The sequence below is a fragment of the Streptomyces sp. WG5 genome (assembly GCF_049974565.1).
Taxonomy (GTDB): domain Bacteria; phylum Actinomycetota; class Actinomycetes; order Streptomycetales; family Streptomycetaceae; genus Streptomyces.
The window spans coordinates 23288-38800 of the sequence record NZ_JBNGGC010000027.1 but is presented as its reverse complement, the minus strand read 5'-3'; the positions used below and the strand labels follow the sequence as shown (position 1 = coordinate 38800).

Genomic DNA, 15513 nt, shown 5'->3' with positions numbered 1-15513 from the left:
CGGCCCGGCGGCGGTGACGAAGGCCCTTGCCCGCCGCCGGGCCTCCCAGCGCGCCCGCCACGTGTCGCCGACGGGAGCGACCGGCCCGGCGGCACGCCGCCCGCAGACCGTCCTGCCGGGATGTCCGCTTCCCTCACGGGGCCGGGGCGACGGGCCACGCCGGACTGCCGGGAGCGGATGACGCGCGGCCCGGCGCCACGGGGCGCGACCGCCCGTCGTCACGGAGATGGCGTCGAGCGCGCCGCGGCTACCGCTCCGGCGGGGCGAACAGCTCGTCCTGGGCGCGGTCGCGGGCGGTCAGCAGGGCCCCGCGCAGTACGGCACCGCCGCCCAGCGTGCTGGGCCGTACCTCGGTGGCGAGCGGTGACATCCGGGCGAGGCGGTGCTGGACACGGGCGGCGAGCGTGTCGGCGCCGGCCCGGCCGACCTCGCCGGCCAGCACCAGGCAGCCGGGGTCCAGGACGGAAACGACGGCGGCGGCTCCGAGGGCGACCCGGTCGGCGAGCTCGTCGAGGAACCGCTCCGCGGCGGGGTCCGGGGCCGGGCGCCGGTCCTGGGACGTATCCGCCCGGCGCACCGCCTCCCGCACCAGCGCGGCGGCGTGCGGCTCGGGCCCCTCGGGCACTGCCGTCACCCCGTGCCGCGCCGCCAGGGCGGTCACCGCCGCCGCACCGGCCACGGAATGGAAGCCGCCGTCGCAGTCGGTGGCCGACGGCAGGCCCCGGGTGCCCGGCACCGGCATGAAGCCGATCTCGCCGGCGCCGCCGGAGACACCCCGCCGTAGCGTGCCGTCGAGGACGACCGCGGCGCCGATGCCCAGGCCGAGCCAGAGCAGGACGAACGTGTCCCGGTCCCGGGCCGCCCCGTCGCGCTGCTCGGCCAGGGCGGCGAGGTTGGTCTCGTTCTCGACGCCGATCCGCGCCTCGGGGAACTTCTCCTGCAACGCGACCATCAGCCGGCGGTGCCACTCGGGCAGTCCGGTGGAGTCGCGCAGCTCACCACTGGCCGGGTCGATCAGGCCGGGCGCGCCGATACCGACGCTGTGCAGCCGGTCGGCCCCGGCCTCCTTCGCCGCGCCCACGACCAGGCCCACCGCCTGTTCCACCGCGGGGCCCGTCCCGGTGTCGTCGCCGATCGGCACGGACGCCTCGGCGAGCACCCGGCCGAGCAGGTCGGACACCAGCACGGCGACGCCCTCGGTGCGTACGTCGAGGGCGGCGAGGTGGGCGCGTCCGGCGACGATGCCGTACAGCTTGGCGTTCGGCCCCCGGCGCTGCTCGCCCGACTCTCCCGCCACCTCGACCAGGCCGGAGGCGGTGAGGCGTTCGACGAGGTCGGCCACGGTGGGCCGGGACAGGCCGGTCAGTTGCTTCAGCTGCCCTGCCGTCAACGGGCCCTCCTGCTGGAGCAGGTGCAGGGCGAGCCGGTCGTTGATGGCCCGGGCGGTGCTCGGGGATGCGGGCATGCCGGGATCCTTCCAGATCGGCGGCGCGGGGGCCCGCGCCCCTATTTCCCTATCTATCAGGCAGGGTTCCTGATAGTTTACGCGACGCGGTGAGCGCAGTGAGCGCAAGGACGCCGGGCAGTCGAACCGGTGCAGACCCGACGGAGGGCAGGGAATGAGCGCAGTGGTCTACGAGCAGCACACGGTGAGGCGCGCCCGGTACGCCGTGGCGGCCGTGTTCGCCGTGCACGGCGCCGTCACCGGCTCGTTCGCGACACGCGTGCCGTGGATCCAGGACCATGCCGGGGTGAGCGCGGGCCAGTTGGGTCTGGCGCTCGCGTTCCCGGCGATCGGCGCGTCGGTCGCCATGCCGCTGGCCGGCAGCGTCAGCCACCGCCTCGGCGCCCGCACCGCGCTGCGCGGTCTGCTGGCCCTGTGGACGCTGGCGCTCGTCCTGCCTTCCCTCGCCCCGAACCTGCTCACCCTCTGCCTCGCCCTGTTCGTCTACGGCGCCACGGCGGGCATGTCGGACGTGGCGATGAACGCGCTCGGCGTCGAGGTCGAGAACCGGCTCGACAAGTCGATCATGTCCGGGCTGCACGGCATGTGGAGCGCGGGCGCCCTGATCGGCTCGGCGGCCGGCACGCTCGCCGCCCACCTGGGCTCGGACGCCCGGCTGCACCACGCCCTCGCCGCCGCGGTGCTGACCGTGGCGGGCCTGGTGGCCTGCACCTGGGTGCTGGATCTCCAGCCCGCCGAGGACGAGGACCCGCCCCCGAGGTTCGCGCTGCCGCCCAGGTCGGCGCTGCTGATCGGCGCGGTCGGGTTCTGCGCGGTGTTCGCGGAGGGTGCGAGCCTGGACTGGTCGGCGGTCTACCTCCGGGACCAGTTGGAGGCCTCGGCCGGTCTGGCGGCGGCGTGCACGACGGGCTTCACACTCACCATGGCGCTGGCCCGGTTCGCCGGTGACAGGGTGGTGGACCGGTTCGGCGCGGTGCGCACGGTCCGGGTGAGCGGGGTGCTGGCCACCCTCGGCGGTCTGCTCATCGTCCTCGGGAGCCACCCGGCGGTGGCGATGACCGGCTTCGCGCTGATGGGCCTCGGCATAGCCGTCGTCATCCCGCTGTGCTTCGCCGCGGCCGGCCGTGCCGGCTCCAACCCCAGCCTGGCCATCGCGGGCGTCGCCACCATCACGTACACCTCCGGACTGGTCGCCCCGAGCGCGATCGGCGGTCTGGCCCAGGCGACCAGCCTGGTGGTGTCGTTCGGTCTGGTGACGGTGCTGGCCTGCTGCCTGGTGGTGTTCGCGAAGGTGCTGCGCGCCGGGGACCGGGAGCGCCCGAAGATCAGTCCGTCGAGCGCAGGAGTTCCCGACCGGCAGCCCTGAAGGCGTCGCTCCACGGCGCCGGGCGCAGCGTCCGGGAGTCCAACCGGACCAGCACCCGGCTGCCGTGGGCGTACGTGGTGGTGCCGTCCGCCGAGCAGAAGCGGAAGCCGTACGTCAGCCCGGTCGTGCCGAGCCGGTCCAGCCAGAGGTGGACGGCGTACGCGCCCGGCCGGGTGACCGGCGCCTCATAGGTGATCGTCAGTTCCCTGACCGCGTTGCAGGCGTCGCCGGCCGCCGCCCAGTCGCCCTCGAACCGGAAGCCGTGCTCGGTCCACAGCTCGGCCCAGGCCCGCTCGGCCATCACCGGGTAGCGGGCGTTGTGCAGCAGGCCGAGCGCGTCCAGGTCGTCGAAGTGGACGGTGACGGGGACGAGGCGGCCGTAGGAGAGGGCGGGGGCGGCGGGGGCTTCGGCGGTCACGGGCGGGCTCCTGGTCCTGCTCGGCTGTGCTCACGTACGGCGGATCCCCTCCATCCTAAGCGGACGCTCAGCAGCTACGGCCGGGGGAAGGCGCTGGTCAGCGGGGGGCGCGGGACGGAGGACCGTCCGGTACCCCTGACAATGGTCCGGACAGTCCTCACGTACAGAGAAAGCGAAACCTCACCATGGACCTCGGCGTGCGCTGGAAGCTGCACGGTGACGGGCGCACGCCCGCACCCGGAGCGGTGGTCCGCCCCGACGAACGGCTCTCGTGGCCCCGCACGGCCGGGCTCGGCGCCCAGCACGTGGTGGCCATGTTCGGGGCGTCCTTCGTGGCTCCGGTCCTGATGGGCCTGGACCCCAACCTCGCGATCATGATGTCGGGCGTGGCGACCGTCATCTTCCTGCTCGCCACCCGCGGCCGGGTGCCCAGCTACCTCGGCTGCTCGCTCTCCTTCGTCGGCGTCGCCGCGGTGATCCGGGCGCAGGGCGGCACGAGCGCCACGGTGACCGGCGCGGTGCTGGTCGTCGGTGCCGCGCTGTTCCTGGTGGGTCTCGCCGTGCAGCGGTTCGGGGCACGGATCATCCACGCCGCGATGCCGCCGATCGTCACCGGCGCGGTGGTGATGCTGATCGGCTTCAACCTGGCCCCCGTCACCGCGTCCACCTACTGGCCGCAGGACCAGTGGACGGCGCTGCTGGTGATGCTGTTCACCGGTCTGGCCGTGGTGTGCCTGCGCGGTTTCTGGTCCCGGATCGCGATCTTCCTGGGCCTGGTCTTCGGCTACGTGCTCTCCTGGGTCCTCGACCAGGTCTTCGGCAAGATCCACTCGGTGGACGGCAGCGGCAAGCTCACCGACCACTGGCGGCTGGACTTCTCCGCGGTGGGCCGGACCGACTGGATCGGCCTGCCGTCCTTCCACGGGCCGAGCTTCGAGTGGTCGGCGATCCTGGTCGCCCTGCCGGTCGTCATCGCGCTGGTCGCGGAGAACGCCGGGCACGTCAAGGCGGTCGGTGAGATGACCGGCGACAACCTCGACGACAAGCTCGGTACGGCGATCTCCGCGGACGGCGTCGGCTCGATGCTGTCCACCGCGGTCGGCGGCCCGCCGAACACGACGTACTCCGAGAACATCGGCGTGATGGCCGCCACCCGGGTCTACTCGACGGCCGCGTACTGGGCCGCCGCGGGCTTCGCCCTCCTCTTCGGCCTCTGCCCGAAGTTCGGCGCGGTCGTGGCCGCGATCCCCGGCGGGGTGCTGGGCGGCATCACGGTCATCCTCTACGGCATGATCGGCCTGCTCGGCGCGCAGATCTGGATCAACGCCAAGGTGGACCTGCGCAATCCGCTGAACCTGGTGCCGGCCGCCGCGGGCATCATCATCGGCGTCGGCAACGTCAGCATGGAGTTCACCGACACCTTCTCCCTCAGCGGCATCGCGCTCGGCACCGTGGTCGTCATCACCGGCTACCACGCCCTGCGGGTCTTCGCCCCGGCCCACCTCAAGACGCAAGCGCCGCTGCTGGACGAGGGCACGTCGTCGTACGACGAGCAGGCCGAGGACGGTGACGACGGAGTTCAGCGCGCCAAGTCGTAGGCGTAGGACGGCGTGAACGTGCCCGGCTTCCCCTTGCAGCCGTCCGACTCCCCGGGCAGCTTGACCCAGAGGTAGGCGTCGATGCGCCCCATGCCGGTGCTCAGGGTCGGTGCACGGCCGAGCGTGCGGCCCTCCGGGTCGCACCACTCGCCGTCGGCCGGGGCGCCGCTGCCGTTGCGGCTGGTGTCGATGACGGCGCCCAGGCCCGGGGGGCCGCCGAGGGCGTCGAGGACCGCGCGGTCGTAGGCGACCTCGTCGGCGGTGACGTGGAAGTTGGAGACGTTGCTGAAGATGCCGTCGGAGGAGTCGGCCGAGGCGGCGCCCGCCTGCCTCAGCCAGCCCGCCTGCTTGGCGGGCGCGTGCCAGCCGGAGTGCCCCGCGTCGTAGTAGACCCGGGCCTTGGGGTTGGCATCCTTCAGGACCCGGCCGGCGCGGGCCAGGGAGGCGAAGCGGTCGGCGCGCGCGCCGGCGGAGAGGCAGTCGGCCTGGGCGACCGAGTCGGGCTCCAGGACGACGATGACGTCGCCCGAGCCGAGCCCGGCGGCGAAGCGGTCGATCCAGGCGTCGTACGCGTCGAGGTCGGGCGCCCCGCCCTGGGAGTGGCCGCCGCAGTCGCGGTCGGGTATCGCGTACGGCACGACGACGGGCACCCGGCCCGCCTCGGCACCGCCCGAGGTGACGGCGCGGACCCGGGAGGTGATCGTCCCGGGCGCGTAGTCGGCGAACCACACGGCGGCCGGGTGATCGGCGATGCGGGACTGGATGAGGTCCTGGCGCGGGTCGTCGGGGTGGGCCCGGACCCAGTCGAGGACCTGGGACTCGGGGTGCCGGTAGAGCAGGGTCGAGGCCGGGGCCGTCCGGGGCTCCTTCTTCTGGGACTTCTCGGGCTCCTCGGACGTGTCGGGCCTCTTCGTCGGCGAAGGGCCGGGACTCTCCTTCTGCACCGGGGCGGAGGCCGAGGCGGAGGCGGACGGTGTCGCCGCCGACGGGGACGGCCGGACGGGCAGGGACTGCAGCCGCGGCGACCACGTCACGTCCGGACGGGCCTCGTCCGCACTGCCGCCGTCCTCGTCGCCGAACGCGGACAGCATGCCGGTCGCGGTGCCCACCGCGACCACGACGGACGCCGCCGCGACCATCGCGTTGCGGCGGGCGGCACGCCTGCGCTCGGCCCTGCGAGCGGCCAGGCGCCGGGCACGAAGGCCTGACACGTGTGGTTCCCCCTCCCCCGCACGGCGGGCGCGTTCCCCCGTTCTGGGGAAGCGTCGGGCCCGCCGGCACTCCCGCCAGCCTAAAGCTGCGACGCTGCCGCCATGGCGCACAGCGAACAAGTCACAGCGGCCGTCCGGACGGTGGACGCGGTCCTCTCCCGGATGCGTGCCCTCGGCACGACGCTGCCGGCCCGGGACGGGGTGGCGGTCTTCAACCGCGTCTACCTGACCGTCACCGAGGCGGTCGACCGGCACATCGACGGCGGTCGCTTCACGGACTCCCGGGCCGCGATCGCGCTGGATGTGCGGTTCGCGGAGCGCTATCTGGCCGCCGTCGACGCGCTGGAGGACGGGCACCGTCCGCCCGCGTGCTGGCGGCCCCTGTTCCAGTTCCGCCGCCATCCCGGCGTACGGCCGTTGCAGTTCGCGCTGGCGGGCATCAATGCGCACATCGGCCACGATCTCGCGCTCGCCGTGGTGGACACGTGCCGTACGCTCGGCTGCGAACCCGTCGACCTGGAGGATGAGTTCGACCGGGTGGGTGATCTCCTCGTGTCGCTGGAGGAGCGCGTCCGCGACGAGCTGATGCCGGGTCCCGACCTCCTGAGGATCACCGACCCGCTGGCCCATCTGCTCGGCTCCTGGAGCCTGGAGCGTGCCCGCGACGCCGCCTGGGCGGCGGCCCGCGCGCTGTGGGCGCTGCGCCGGCTGCCCGACGTCGCCGGGGAGTTCACCGAACGGCTGGACGAGGCGGTGGGCTTCGCGGGCCGCATGCTGCTCACGCCGCTACCGGACTGATCCGCCGGGTGTTCTAGTCCTCGGGGAGCTCGACCGGTGCGATCTCGTCGTAGACGTCACCCGGGCCGGGGTTGGCCGCGTCGGTCTCACCGCCGAAGTGGTGCATGACGCCCCAGACCGCGTTGAGCGCGGTCTGGACGGCTCCCTCGGCCCAGCCGGCCGTCCAGGAGATGTCGTCGCCGGCGAGGAAGATGCCCCGCTTGTCCTCGGGCAGTTCCTCCTGCATGAAGTGCGTGAACAGGCGCCGCTGGTAGCGGTAGTGGCCGGGGAGGTTGGCCTTGAACGCGCCCATGAAGTAGGGCTCGTTCTCCCAGGAGACGGTCACCGGGTTGCCGATGACGTGCTTCCTGATGTCGACCTTGGGGTAGATCTCGCCGAGCGACTTCAGCATGACCTCCATCCGCTCGTTCGCGGACAGCGGCAGCCACTTCAGGCTGTCGTCGCACCAGGTGTAGGAGAGGCAGATGACAGCGGGCTTGTCGGGGCCGTCGTCCAGGAGGTAGGTGCCGCGGGTCATGCGGTCGGTGAGCGTCATCGACATGACGTCCCGCCCCGTGTCCTCGTCCTTGTCCAGCCAGAAGGGCCGGTCGACGGGCACGAAGAGCTTGGAGCTCTCCATGTAGTGGGTGCGCTCGATCGCGGTCCAGTGGTCGATCGGGAAGAGCGAGTCGTCGCACGCGATCTTCGACAGCAGCATCCAGGACTGGGCGGTGAAGACCGCCGCCCGGTACGTGCGGATGTCGCCGTCGGCGTCGGTCACGGTGATGCGGTTGCCGGCGGTGCGGGTGAGACGGGTCACCGCCGGGCGCGGGTCGCCGCCCACGTGCAGGGACTTCAGCGAGGTGCCGTGGGGCCAGTGGACGATCTTCTCCGGCTCGCGCTCCCAGAGCCTCAGCGGCAGTTGCTGGGAGCCGCCGACGATGCCGCGGTGGTGGTCGTCGGCCTCGGTGTAGACGACGCGGAGGATCTCCAGGATGGAGTTGGGGAAGTCGGTGTCCCAGCCGCCGGTGCCGAAGCCGACCTGACCGAAGATCTCGCGGTGCCGGAAGGACTTGAAGGCCTCGGAGTCGCAGAGGAAGCCGTAGAAGGTCTGGTTGTCGAGCTTCTCGACCAGCTTCGCCCAGATCTCGCGGATGCGCGGGACGTCGCGCTCGCGCAGGGCGCGGTTCATGTCGGAGAAGTCGGCGCCCTCTTCGAGGCACTTCGCCCAGGCGTCCGCGACGTCGCGGTAGACCTGGGGGAGGTCGTCCAGGGTCTCGGCGTAGTGCGACTCGCCCTTGAGGTCGACGACGGTGGAGGGCGTGGCCTCGGCGAGCGGGTTGGGGAAGGGGCGGGTCTTCAGGCCGACCAGGTCGATGTAGTGCTGGAGGGCGGTGGAGGAGGGCGGGAAGCGCATCGCGCCCATCTCGGCGGTCAGGGACTCGTCGCAGCCGTCGAAGCCGACGGTCCGCAGCCGCCCGCCGATCTTGTCGGCCTCGTGGACGACGGGCTTGAGGCCCATCTTCATCAGCTCGTAGGCGGCGACGATGCCGGACAGGCCGCCGCCGATGACGGCGACCTCGGTGCCGTGCTCGGTCGCGGGTATCTGGCCGAGGCCGGCGGGGTGCGCGAGGAAGTCGTCGTACGCGTACGGGAAGTCCGGCCCGAACATGGTGATCGGCGGCTGCTGCTGGTCTGCGTGCTCGATCGCGTTGGGCACGGTGGACGTCATGGGGTACGGACTCCTTGCACAGGTGGAACGGGGGGGGCGTGGCGGTGAGGGGGGAGGTCAGGCGAGGGACCCGTACAGGCCCGGCCGGCGGTCCTCCAGGTACGGATTGGTCTCGCGGGACGCGGCGAGGAAGGCGGAGTCGACGTCGGCGAGGACGAGTTCCTCGGCACGCCCGGCGCGGGCGCGGGCGGTCCCGTCGGGACCGGCGAGGGTGGAGAGCCCGACGAACTCGAACTCGCCTTCCCGGCCGACGCGGTTGACGTACGCCACGTACATCTGGTTCTCGAAGGCCCGCACCGGCACGACGGACTCGGCGACGAACTGGAACGGGTGCATCTGCGCGGTCGGGACGAGCAGCAGGTCGGTGCCGGCCAGCGCGTGCGCGCGGACGTTCTCCGGGAACTCCACGTCGTAGCAGATCATCAGGCCGACGGTCAGCCCGTCGAGCTCCGCCTGGACGACCGGCTGTTCGCCCGGCGTGAAGTGGTCGCGCTCGAAGCAGCCGAAGAGGTGGGTCTTGCGGTAGCCCGCGAGGCGGGTGCCGTCGGCGGAGATCAGCTGGACGGAGTTGAAGACGCTGGCGCCGGCCCGCTCCGGGTAGCCGTACGCGACGGCGAGGCCGTGCCGCCCGGCGATCTCCGCGACGGCGTCGGCCGAGTCGCCGTCGGCGGGCTCGGCGAGGACGGCGATGTCGTCGCCGATCGCGTACCCGGTCAGGAACAGCTCGGCGGTGACCAGGAGCCCGGCACCCGCTGCGGCGGCCCGGCCGGCGGCCTCGTCGAGGACCTTGAGGTTCTCGACGGGGGAGCCGGGCCGGCCGGAGCTCTGGAGCAGGGCGGTGCGCATGCGTGTTCCTCACCGGGTGGGAAGGGGGCTGGGGGGTCAGATAGACGGTACGGTCGGCGCCCCGGCCGGACAAGAAGGACCCGTTGCGCGTCCGTGGGCGGATCGTTGCGTCCGGGGCGCTTCCTGCGGCGATTCGTTGTCCGTCCGGGCCCGCTCCGGCGGCCCGGTGGCACGCCGTCGGTCAGGGGTCGAGCCGTGCACGCGGTACGGAGGCGCCGCGGTGGCGGACGGCGGGTCGGTCTGCCGCCCGCATCCACCCGGCGATTCGTTGCGCGCTCGCGCCCCGGTCCTGTGCCCGGCTCCTCCCTGGGGGCACGCACGCGGCCCTGCCCCGGCCGGCGGCCGAGGACGACGACGCGCTCGGGGCCACCGGTCCGTTCGGACTCGGCCACTGCGTGAACGGCCGGGCGCCAGGGGGACGCCGAGCGTCGACTCCCTGGCGCCCGGCGGTGCCGTGGCCGTCGTCTCCGCCGTCATCACCGGCTCCGACCCGCCCGGCGCCGGGGGCGGGCGGGCCGGCGTCACGGTCCACGGCCGCGGCCGCCACGACCGGGCCGGCCACGGCTGGGCGCGTCGGGCAGCGCCGCGGAGGGCGGGGAGCTGCCCCGGTGCGTGAGTCCGGCGGCCTTCGGGGGGCGAGAAGGGGACCGGCGGCTATCGGGGTCGTGCCCTGTCAGCCGCCGCGGTACGGGCGACGGTGACCAGCAGCAGGGCCGTCAGCAGGTACGGCACCGCGGACCACACGAAGGCGGTGCCGTGCCCCGTCACCGTGGCCGCCGCCGCGTAGGCGCCGAAGGTGACGAGGGTGCCCAGCTCCGTGCCCAGGCCCGCGACCGAGGTCAGCGTCGCCCGCCTGGCGTCGTCGATACGCCGCTGGAGGCGCGCGTCGGCCAGCACGGTCGCCAGCTGGAAGCCGCCGAAGGCCAACGCGACCAGGACCAGGGCGACCGGGGTGCCCGCCGCGGCACCGACCGCCAGTGCGAGCGCGGAGCCGGTGAGCAGGGCGGCGAACCCGGTCGTGGTCAGGCGTTCGGCCGTGCCGGCGAGCAGGCTGCCGACCGTGGCGCCGGCCCAGATCACCAGCAGCAGCCAGGGGACGGTCTCCTGCGCGACGCCGGTGTCGCGCACCAGCAGCGGCGTGTACTCGTCGAGCGCGCCCCACACCGCCGTCACGGCCGGTACGAGCAGCAGCGCGCCGCGCACGGAGCGGTCGTCGCGGGCCTCGGCGAGTCCGGCGCGCAGAGTCGCGGTCCAGCCGTCGCCGGCGGCGGACGGTTCGCGGTGCTCGGGGAACCGTGTCGCCACGGCCGCCCCGGCCAGGCAGACCAGCACGCTCGCCGCGCCCACCGTCTCGTAGCCGCCCCGGTCGAACACCGGACCGGCCAGGCCCATCGCGGTCATCGTCGCGGCGATCCCGATCGCCCGCGCCCGGCCCATGACGCGGGCGTACCGGTCGGCCGCGCCGGCCCGGTCCAGTTCGTCGTGGACCAGCGCCTCCAGCGCACCCGAGCCGAGCGCTCCGCCGGCGCCCCACAGCACGAAGCCGAGAGCGAAGGCACCGTAGGAGGGCACGAGCACCCACAGGGCGAAGCCGGCGGCGGTGAGCAGCGGGCCGAGCACCAGCAGCAGTCGCCGGGAGACGGCGTCGGCCCAGACGCCGGAGGGCACCTCCAGAACCACGTTGGTCAACGACCACAGGGCGAACAGGGAGGAGATCTGCCAGACCGACAGGCCGGTGTCGCTGAACAGCAGCGCGTACACCGGGTAGAGCAGGACGAACTCGTCGCAGAACGCGGAGGCGTACAGCGTGCGCGTCAGCCGCCGGGTACCGGCGGTGGCGGGGGCACGCTCGGGTGAAAGAGTCATGAGGCCTTCCCGAGGGGGCGGATCGGACACCGGTGGTACGGCGTCCGCGGCGGCCCTCGGGAGGAGGCACGGCTGGTGGATCAATGTCGCCAGGTCATGCCCCGATGCTAGCCGGGAGACCGTGTCCCGGTCTCCCGGTTGCGGGGACCGGCCCGAACGCGGGGGCGGCCCGATCGCGGGAGACGGGCCCGACCGCCGGAGACGGGCCCGACCGCGAGGAACGACCCGATCGCGAGGCGGTCCCGCGTGTGCAGGCGGCCCCGTTTACGTGGGCGACCCCGACGAGAAGCGGCGCAGCAGCGGCGAGAGCACCAGCACCGACTTGGTCCGCTCCACGAACGGCTCCCCCGCGATGCGCTCCAGGACCCGCTCGAAGTGCCGCATGTCGGAGGCGAAGACCTGGGCGACCGCGTCCGCGTCCCCGGTGACGGTGGACGCGGCCACGATCTCCTGGTAGCGCTCCAGGCCCCGCTGGATGGTCTCCGGCGAGGTGTTGCGGCGGCAGAAGATCTCGACGAACCCCTCGGTCTCCCAGCCGAGCGCGGCGGGGTCGACCCGTACGGTGAATCCGGTGATGGCTCCGGTGGCGCGCAGCCTGTCCACGCGCCGTTTCACGGCGGGGGCGGACAGGCCGACCGACTGCCCGATGTCCGCGTAGGAGCGGCGGGCGTCCTCGGCGAGGGCGTGCACGATGCGTTCGTCGAGATCGTTCAGCACTGCGGGTCGTTCACTTCACTTCTGGTGCGTCTGGACTGCTGAGCTGTCCGGCGTGGCGAGCCGGGAACGGCGGTGGCCGTATACGAAGTAGAACACGAGCCCGACCGCCATCCAGACACCGAAGACCACCCAGGTGACGGTGGACAGGCTGCCCATCATCCAGACGCAGAAGGCGAAGCCCAGCGCCGGCAGGACCGGCGACAGCGGCACCCGGAAGGTGCGGCGCATGTCCGGACGGGTCCGGCGCAGCACCACGACGGCCACGTTGACCAGGGCGAAGGCGAAGAGGGTGCCGATGCTGGTGGCGTCGGCGAGCTGCCCGAGCGGGATGGCGGCGGCGAGGACGCCGCAGAACAGGGAGACGATCAGCGTGTTGGCGCGGGGCGCGCCGGTCTTCGGGTGGACCCGGGAGAACACCTTGGGCACCAGCCCGTCGCGGGACATGGCGAACAGGACGCGGGTCTGGCCGTACAGCACGGTCAGGACGACGCTCGCGATGGCGACGACCGCGCAGAAGGCGAGCAGGGTGCCCCAGAAGTCCTGGCCGGTGACGTCGGTCATGATCTGGGCGAGGGAGGCCTCGGAGTCGGTGAAGGTCCGCCAGGGCCTGGCGCCGACGGCGACGGCCGCCACGAGGACGTACAGCACCGTGACGATGACCAGGGACAGCATGATCGCGCGGGGCAGGTCGCGCTGGGCGTTCTTGGCCTCCTCGCCGGCGGTGGAGGCGGCGTCGAAGCCGATGTACGAGAAGAAGAGCGTCGCGCCGGCCGCGCTGACGCCGGCCATGCCGAGCGGCATGAAGTTCTCGTAGTTGCCGGAGCGGAAGCCCTGCACGCCGATCGCGCAGAACAGCACCAGTGCGGCGATCTTGACGACGACCATGACGGTGTTGGCCCGGGCGGACTCGCGGGCGCCGCCCAGCAGGAAGGTCATGGCGAGGAGCACCACGATCAGCGCGGGCAGGTTGAAGATGCCGCCGTCACCGGGCGGGGCCGACAGGGCGGCCGGGATGGTGACGCCGATGGTGCCGTCGAGGAGCTCGTTGAGGTACTCGCCCCAGCCGACGGCGACGGCGGCCACCGACACGCCGTACTCCAGGACCAGGCACCAGCCGCAGACCCAGGCGACCAGCTCGCCCATCGTCGCGTAGGCGTAGGAGTAGGAGGACCCGGCGACCGGGATGGTGCCCGCCAGTTCGGCGTAGGACAGCGCCGAGAAGAGCGCCGTCAGGCCGGCGATGACGAAGGAGAGCGTGACGGCCGGGCCGGCCTTGGGGACGGCTTCGCCGAGGACGACGAAGATGCCGGTGCCGAGCGTGGCGCCGATGCTGATCATCGTGAGCTGCCACAGGCCGAGGGAGCGACGGAGGGTGCCGCCCTCGCCCTGGCCGCCCTCCGCCACCAGGCGTTCGACGGGCTTGCGGCGCATGAGGCGCGCGGCCAGGCCCGGGGACGTCGGGGTGGCCGATGTGTCGTGGTGCGAGGGTGCGCCTGGGTCGAGCACGCGTTGACTCCTTTGTCGCTGCCGGTCGCCGCCGGTGGTGGTGAGCGGACGGGCTCCCGGCGGGCTTCTGGAGCGGCGGGGACCGGCGGCGTTCCTCGCGGAAGCGGGAACCCACCGAGCGGGGTCCCCGCCACGCCACGTACAGCGCAGAACACTACGAGCGGGGCGGTGCCCCGGTAATGCAGCAACCTTGCGCGTGTCCGCACGATCGTTGCGTTGACCGGGGCCGGGCGCGTATTCGTTGCGCGGAGGCTGCGCAGCGTTGCGTACGGGGTCGGCGAGCGGTGGATCGCCCTGGTCAGCGGCTGTCCGGCCGGCCCGCGACGGCTCGCGCCCCGGCGGCCTCCCGCCGGGTCGGGCCCGGTCTCTCCGGGCCGGCCCGGGCGGGATCCGGTGGTCCCGGCGCGGTGCGCCGCCGGGAACGGCGCACGGCCCCTGGCCCTCCCGGGGGACGGGACGGTCAGGGGCCGTGCGGAAGGGGTGGGGGCTCAGATCCAGCTGGCGTGCAGCGGCTTGCCCTCGGCGTAGCCGGCGGCGCTCTGGATGCCGACGACGGCCTTCTCGGCGAATTCCTCCAGGGAGGCGGCACCGGCGTAGGTGCAGGAGGAGCGGACACCGGCGATGATCGAGTCGATCAGGTCCTCGACGCCGGGGCGGGTCGGGTCGAGGAACATCCGTGAGGTGGAGATGCCCTCCTCGAAGAGCCCCTTGCGGGCCCGGTCGTAGGCCGACTCCTCGGAGGTGCGGTTGCGCACCGCACGGGCGGAGGCCATGCCGAACGACTCCTTGTAGGGGCGCCCGTCGGCGTCGTGCTGGAGGTCGCCCGGAGACTCGTAGGTCCCGGCGAACCAGGAGCCGACCATCACGTTGGACGCGCCGGCCGCGAGGGCCATCGCCACGTCGCGCGGGTGCCGGATGCCGCCGTCGGCCCACACGTGCTTGCCGTACTTCTTCGCCTCGGCGGCACACTCCAGGACCGCGGAGAACTGCGGCCGGCCCACGCCGGTCATCATGCGGGTGGTGCACATCGCACCGGGGCCGACACCGACCTTGACGATGTCGGCGCCCGCCTCGATCAGGTCGCGCACGCCCTCTGCGGAGACGATGTTGCCCGCGACGATCGGGACCTGCGGGTCGAGGTCGCGCACCAGCTTGACGGCGCTGATCATCGACTCCTGGTGGCCGTGCGCGGTGTCGATGACGAGGGTGTCCACGCCCGCGGCCAGCAGCTGCTCGGCCTTGCCGGCCACGTCGCCGTTGATACCGACGGCGGCGGCGATGCGGAGCCGGCCCCGCGCGTCGACGGCCGGGGTGTACAGCGTGGCACGCAGGGCGCCCTTGCGGGTGAGGATGCCGGCCAGGCGGCCGTCCTCGTCCACGGCGGGCGCGTAGCGGCGGTTGGCGGCGTCGAGGGTGTTGAAGGCCTCGCGCGGGTCCATGTCCGCGTCGATGAGGATGAGGTCCTTGGACATGACCTCTTCGAGCTGGGTGAAGCGGTCCACGCCGCTCAGGTCGGCGTCGGTGACCACGCCGACCGGCTTGTGGTCCCCGTCGACGACGACACCGGCGTTGTGCGCGCGCTTGGGCAGCAGGGACAGCGCGTCGGCGACGGTCTGGTGCGGGGCGAGCACGATCGGGGTGTCGAGGACGTGGTGGCGGCTCTTCACCCAGGAGACGACGTCGGTGACGACCTCGATCGGGATGTCCTGCGGGATGACCACGAGGCCGCCGCGGCGGGCCACCGTCTCGGCCATGCGGCGCCCTGCGATGGCGGTCATGTTGGCGACGACGAGCGGGATGGTGGTGCCCGTGCCGTCCGGGGAGCCGAGGTCCACGCCCTGCCGGGAGCCCACGGCGGAGCGGCTCGGCACCATGAACACGTCGTCGTACGTCAGGTCGTACGAGGGCTGGATGTCATTCAGGAAACGCACGTGCTGCACATCCCAGTCGATCAGAGGTGGCCCCCGGACAGGTCAGCCAGGGGGAAAGAGCACGTACTTCATTCTCCCAT

12 protein-coding genes are annotated in these 15513 nt (G+C 73.0%); 3 read left to right on the top strand and 9 right to left on the bottom strand.

Going from position 1 to position 15513, the window contains the following annotated elements:
* Positions 1 to 247 precede the first annotated feature (247 nt).
* Entirely contained in the window at positions 248 to 1465 is a 1218-nt protein-coding gene (locus ACP4IX_RS25665; RefSeq protein ID WP_426523115.1) for an ROK family transcriptional regulator, read from the bottom strand.
* Between the two features lie 154 nt (positions 1466 to 1619).
* Here ACP4IX_RS25665 and ACP4IX_RS25660 point away from each other — a divergent pair, with 154 nt between their 5' ends.
* On the top strand, positions 1620 to 2831 hold the full coding sequence (locus ACP4IX_RS25660; RefSeq protein WP_426523116.1) for an MFS transporter: 1212 nt from the start codon (positions 1620 to 1622) through the stop codon (positions 2829 to 2831).
* On the opposite strand, the gene ACP4IX_RS25655 is transcribed toward ACP4IX_RS25660, so the two are convergent.
* Entirely contained in the window at positions 2791 to 3249 is a 459-nt protein-coding gene (locus tag ACP4IX_RS25655; RefSeq protein ID WP_426556779.1) for an acyl-CoA thioesterase, read from the bottom strand. The two genes, ACP4IX_RS25660 and ACP4IX_RS25655, sit on opposite strands and share 41 nt — an antisense overlap.
* Before the next feature lie 185 nt (positions 3250 to 3434).
* Here ACP4IX_RS25655 and ACP4IX_RS25650 point away from each other — a divergent pair, with 185 nt between their 5' ends.
* Positions 3435 to 4847 carry a uracil-xanthine permease family protein gene (locus tag ACP4IX_RS25650; protein WP_426556777.1) on the top strand — a complete coding sequence of 471 codons (1413 nt, stop codon included), beginning with the start codon at positions 3435 to 3437 and terminating at the stop codon, positions 4845 to 4847.
* Here ACP4IX_RS25650 and ACP4IX_RS25645 read toward each other — a convergent pair.
* Entirely contained in the window at positions 4829 to 5986 is a 1158-nt protein-coding gene (locus ACP4IX_RS25645; protein WP_426556846.1) for a glycoside hydrolase family 6 protein, read from the bottom strand. The genes ACP4IX_RS25650 and ACP4IX_RS25645 overlap by 19 nt on opposite strands.
* A gap of 174 nt (positions 5987 to 6160) precedes the next feature.
* Here ACP4IX_RS25645 and ACP4IX_RS25640 point away from each other — a divergent pair, with 174 nt between their 5' ends.
* Entirely contained in the window at positions 6161 to 6856 is a 696-nt protein-coding gene (locus ACP4IX_RS25640; RefSeq protein ID WP_426556775.1) for a DUF5995 family protein, read from the top strand.
* Positions 6857 to 6869: 13 nt separating this feature from the next.
* Here ACP4IX_RS25640 and ACP4IX_RS25635 read toward each other — a convergent pair whose 3' ends face one another.
* The 6 genes from ACP4IX_RS25635 to ACP4IX_RS25610 form a co-directional block, all read right to left on the bottom strand.
* A complete protein-coding gene (locus ACP4IX_RS25635; RefSeq protein ID WP_426556773.1) occupies positions 6870 to 8567 on the bottom strand; it encodes a flavin monoamine oxidase family protein in 1698 nt (565 codons plus the stop codon).
* 57 nt (positions 8568 to 8624) lie between these two features.
* Entirely contained in the window at positions 8625 to 9413 is a 789-nt protein-coding gene (locus ACP4IX_RS25630) for a carbon-nitrogen hydrolase family protein (RefSeq protein WP_426556771.1), read from the bottom strand.
* Positions 9414 to 10067: 654 nt separating this feature from the next.
* Positions 10068 to 11279: an MFS transporter gene (locus ACP4IX_RS25625; protein ID WP_426556769.1), complete on the bottom strand. Its 1212-nt coding sequence runs from the start codon at positions 11277 to 11279 to the stop codon at positions 10068 to 10070.
* 264 nt (positions 11280 to 11543) lie between these two features.
* Positions 11544 to 11996 carry an Lrp/AsnC family transcriptional regulator gene (locus ACP4IX_RS25620; RefSeq protein ID WP_393593030.1) on the bottom strand — a complete coding sequence of 151 codons (453 nt, stop codon included), beginning with the start codon at positions 11994 to 11996 and terminating at the stop codon, positions 11544 to 11546.
* A 15-nt stretch (positions 11997 to 12011) separates the two neighbouring features.
* The gene (locus ACP4IX_RS25615) at positions 12012 to 13502 is read right to left on the bottom strand and encodes an amino acid permease (protein ID WP_426523123.1); all 1491 of its coding nucleotides are present in this window, start codon (positions 13500 to 13502) and stop codon (positions 12012 to 12014) included.
* A gap of 488 nt (positions 13503 to 13990) precedes the next feature.
* Positions 13991 to 15433, bottom strand: a complete 1443-nt coding sequence (locus ACP4IX_RS25610) for a GuaB1 family IMP dehydrogenase-related protein (RefSeq protein WP_426556767.1) — start codon at positions 15431 to 15433, stop codon at positions 13991 to 13993.
* Positions 15434 to 15513: the final 80 nt, after the last annotated feature.

Excerpts from the sequence above, each read along its gene's own strand:
- ACP4IX_RS25665 (WP_426523115.1), bottom strand. The coding sequence starts at position 1,465 with ATGCCCGCATCCCCGAGCACCGCCCGGGCCATCAACGACCGGCTCGCC.
- ACP4IX_RS25660 (WP_426523116.1), top strand. The coding sequence starts at position 1,620 with ATGAGCGCAGTGGTCTACGAGCAGCACACGGTGAGGCGCGCCCGGTAC.
- ACP4IX_RS25650 (WP_426556777.1), top strand. The coding sequence starts at position 3,435 with ATGGACCTCGGCGTGCGCTGGAAGCTGCACGGTGACGGGCGCACGCCC.
- ACP4IX_RS25645 (WP_426556846.1), bottom strand. The coding sequence starts at position 5,986 with ATGGTCGCGGCGGCGTCCGTCGTGGTCGCGGTGGGCACCGCGACCGGC.
- ACP4IX_RS25640 (WP_426556775.1), top strand. The coding sequence starts at position 6,161 with ATGGCGCACAGCGAACAAGTCACAGCGGCCGTCCGGACGGTGGACGCG.
- ACP4IX_RS25635 (WP_426556773.1), bottom strand. The coding sequence starts at position 8,567 with ATGACGTCCACCGTGCCCAACGCGATCGAGCACGCAGACCAGCAGCAG.
- ACP4IX_RS25630 (WP_426556771.1), bottom strand. The coding sequence starts at position 9,413 with ATGCGCACCGCCCTGCTCCAGAGCTCCGGCCGGCCCGGCTCCCCCGTC.
- ACP4IX_RS25625 (WP_426556769.1), bottom strand. The coding sequence starts at position 11,279 with ATGACTCTTTCACCCGAGCGTGCCCCCGCCACCGCCGGTACCCGGCGG.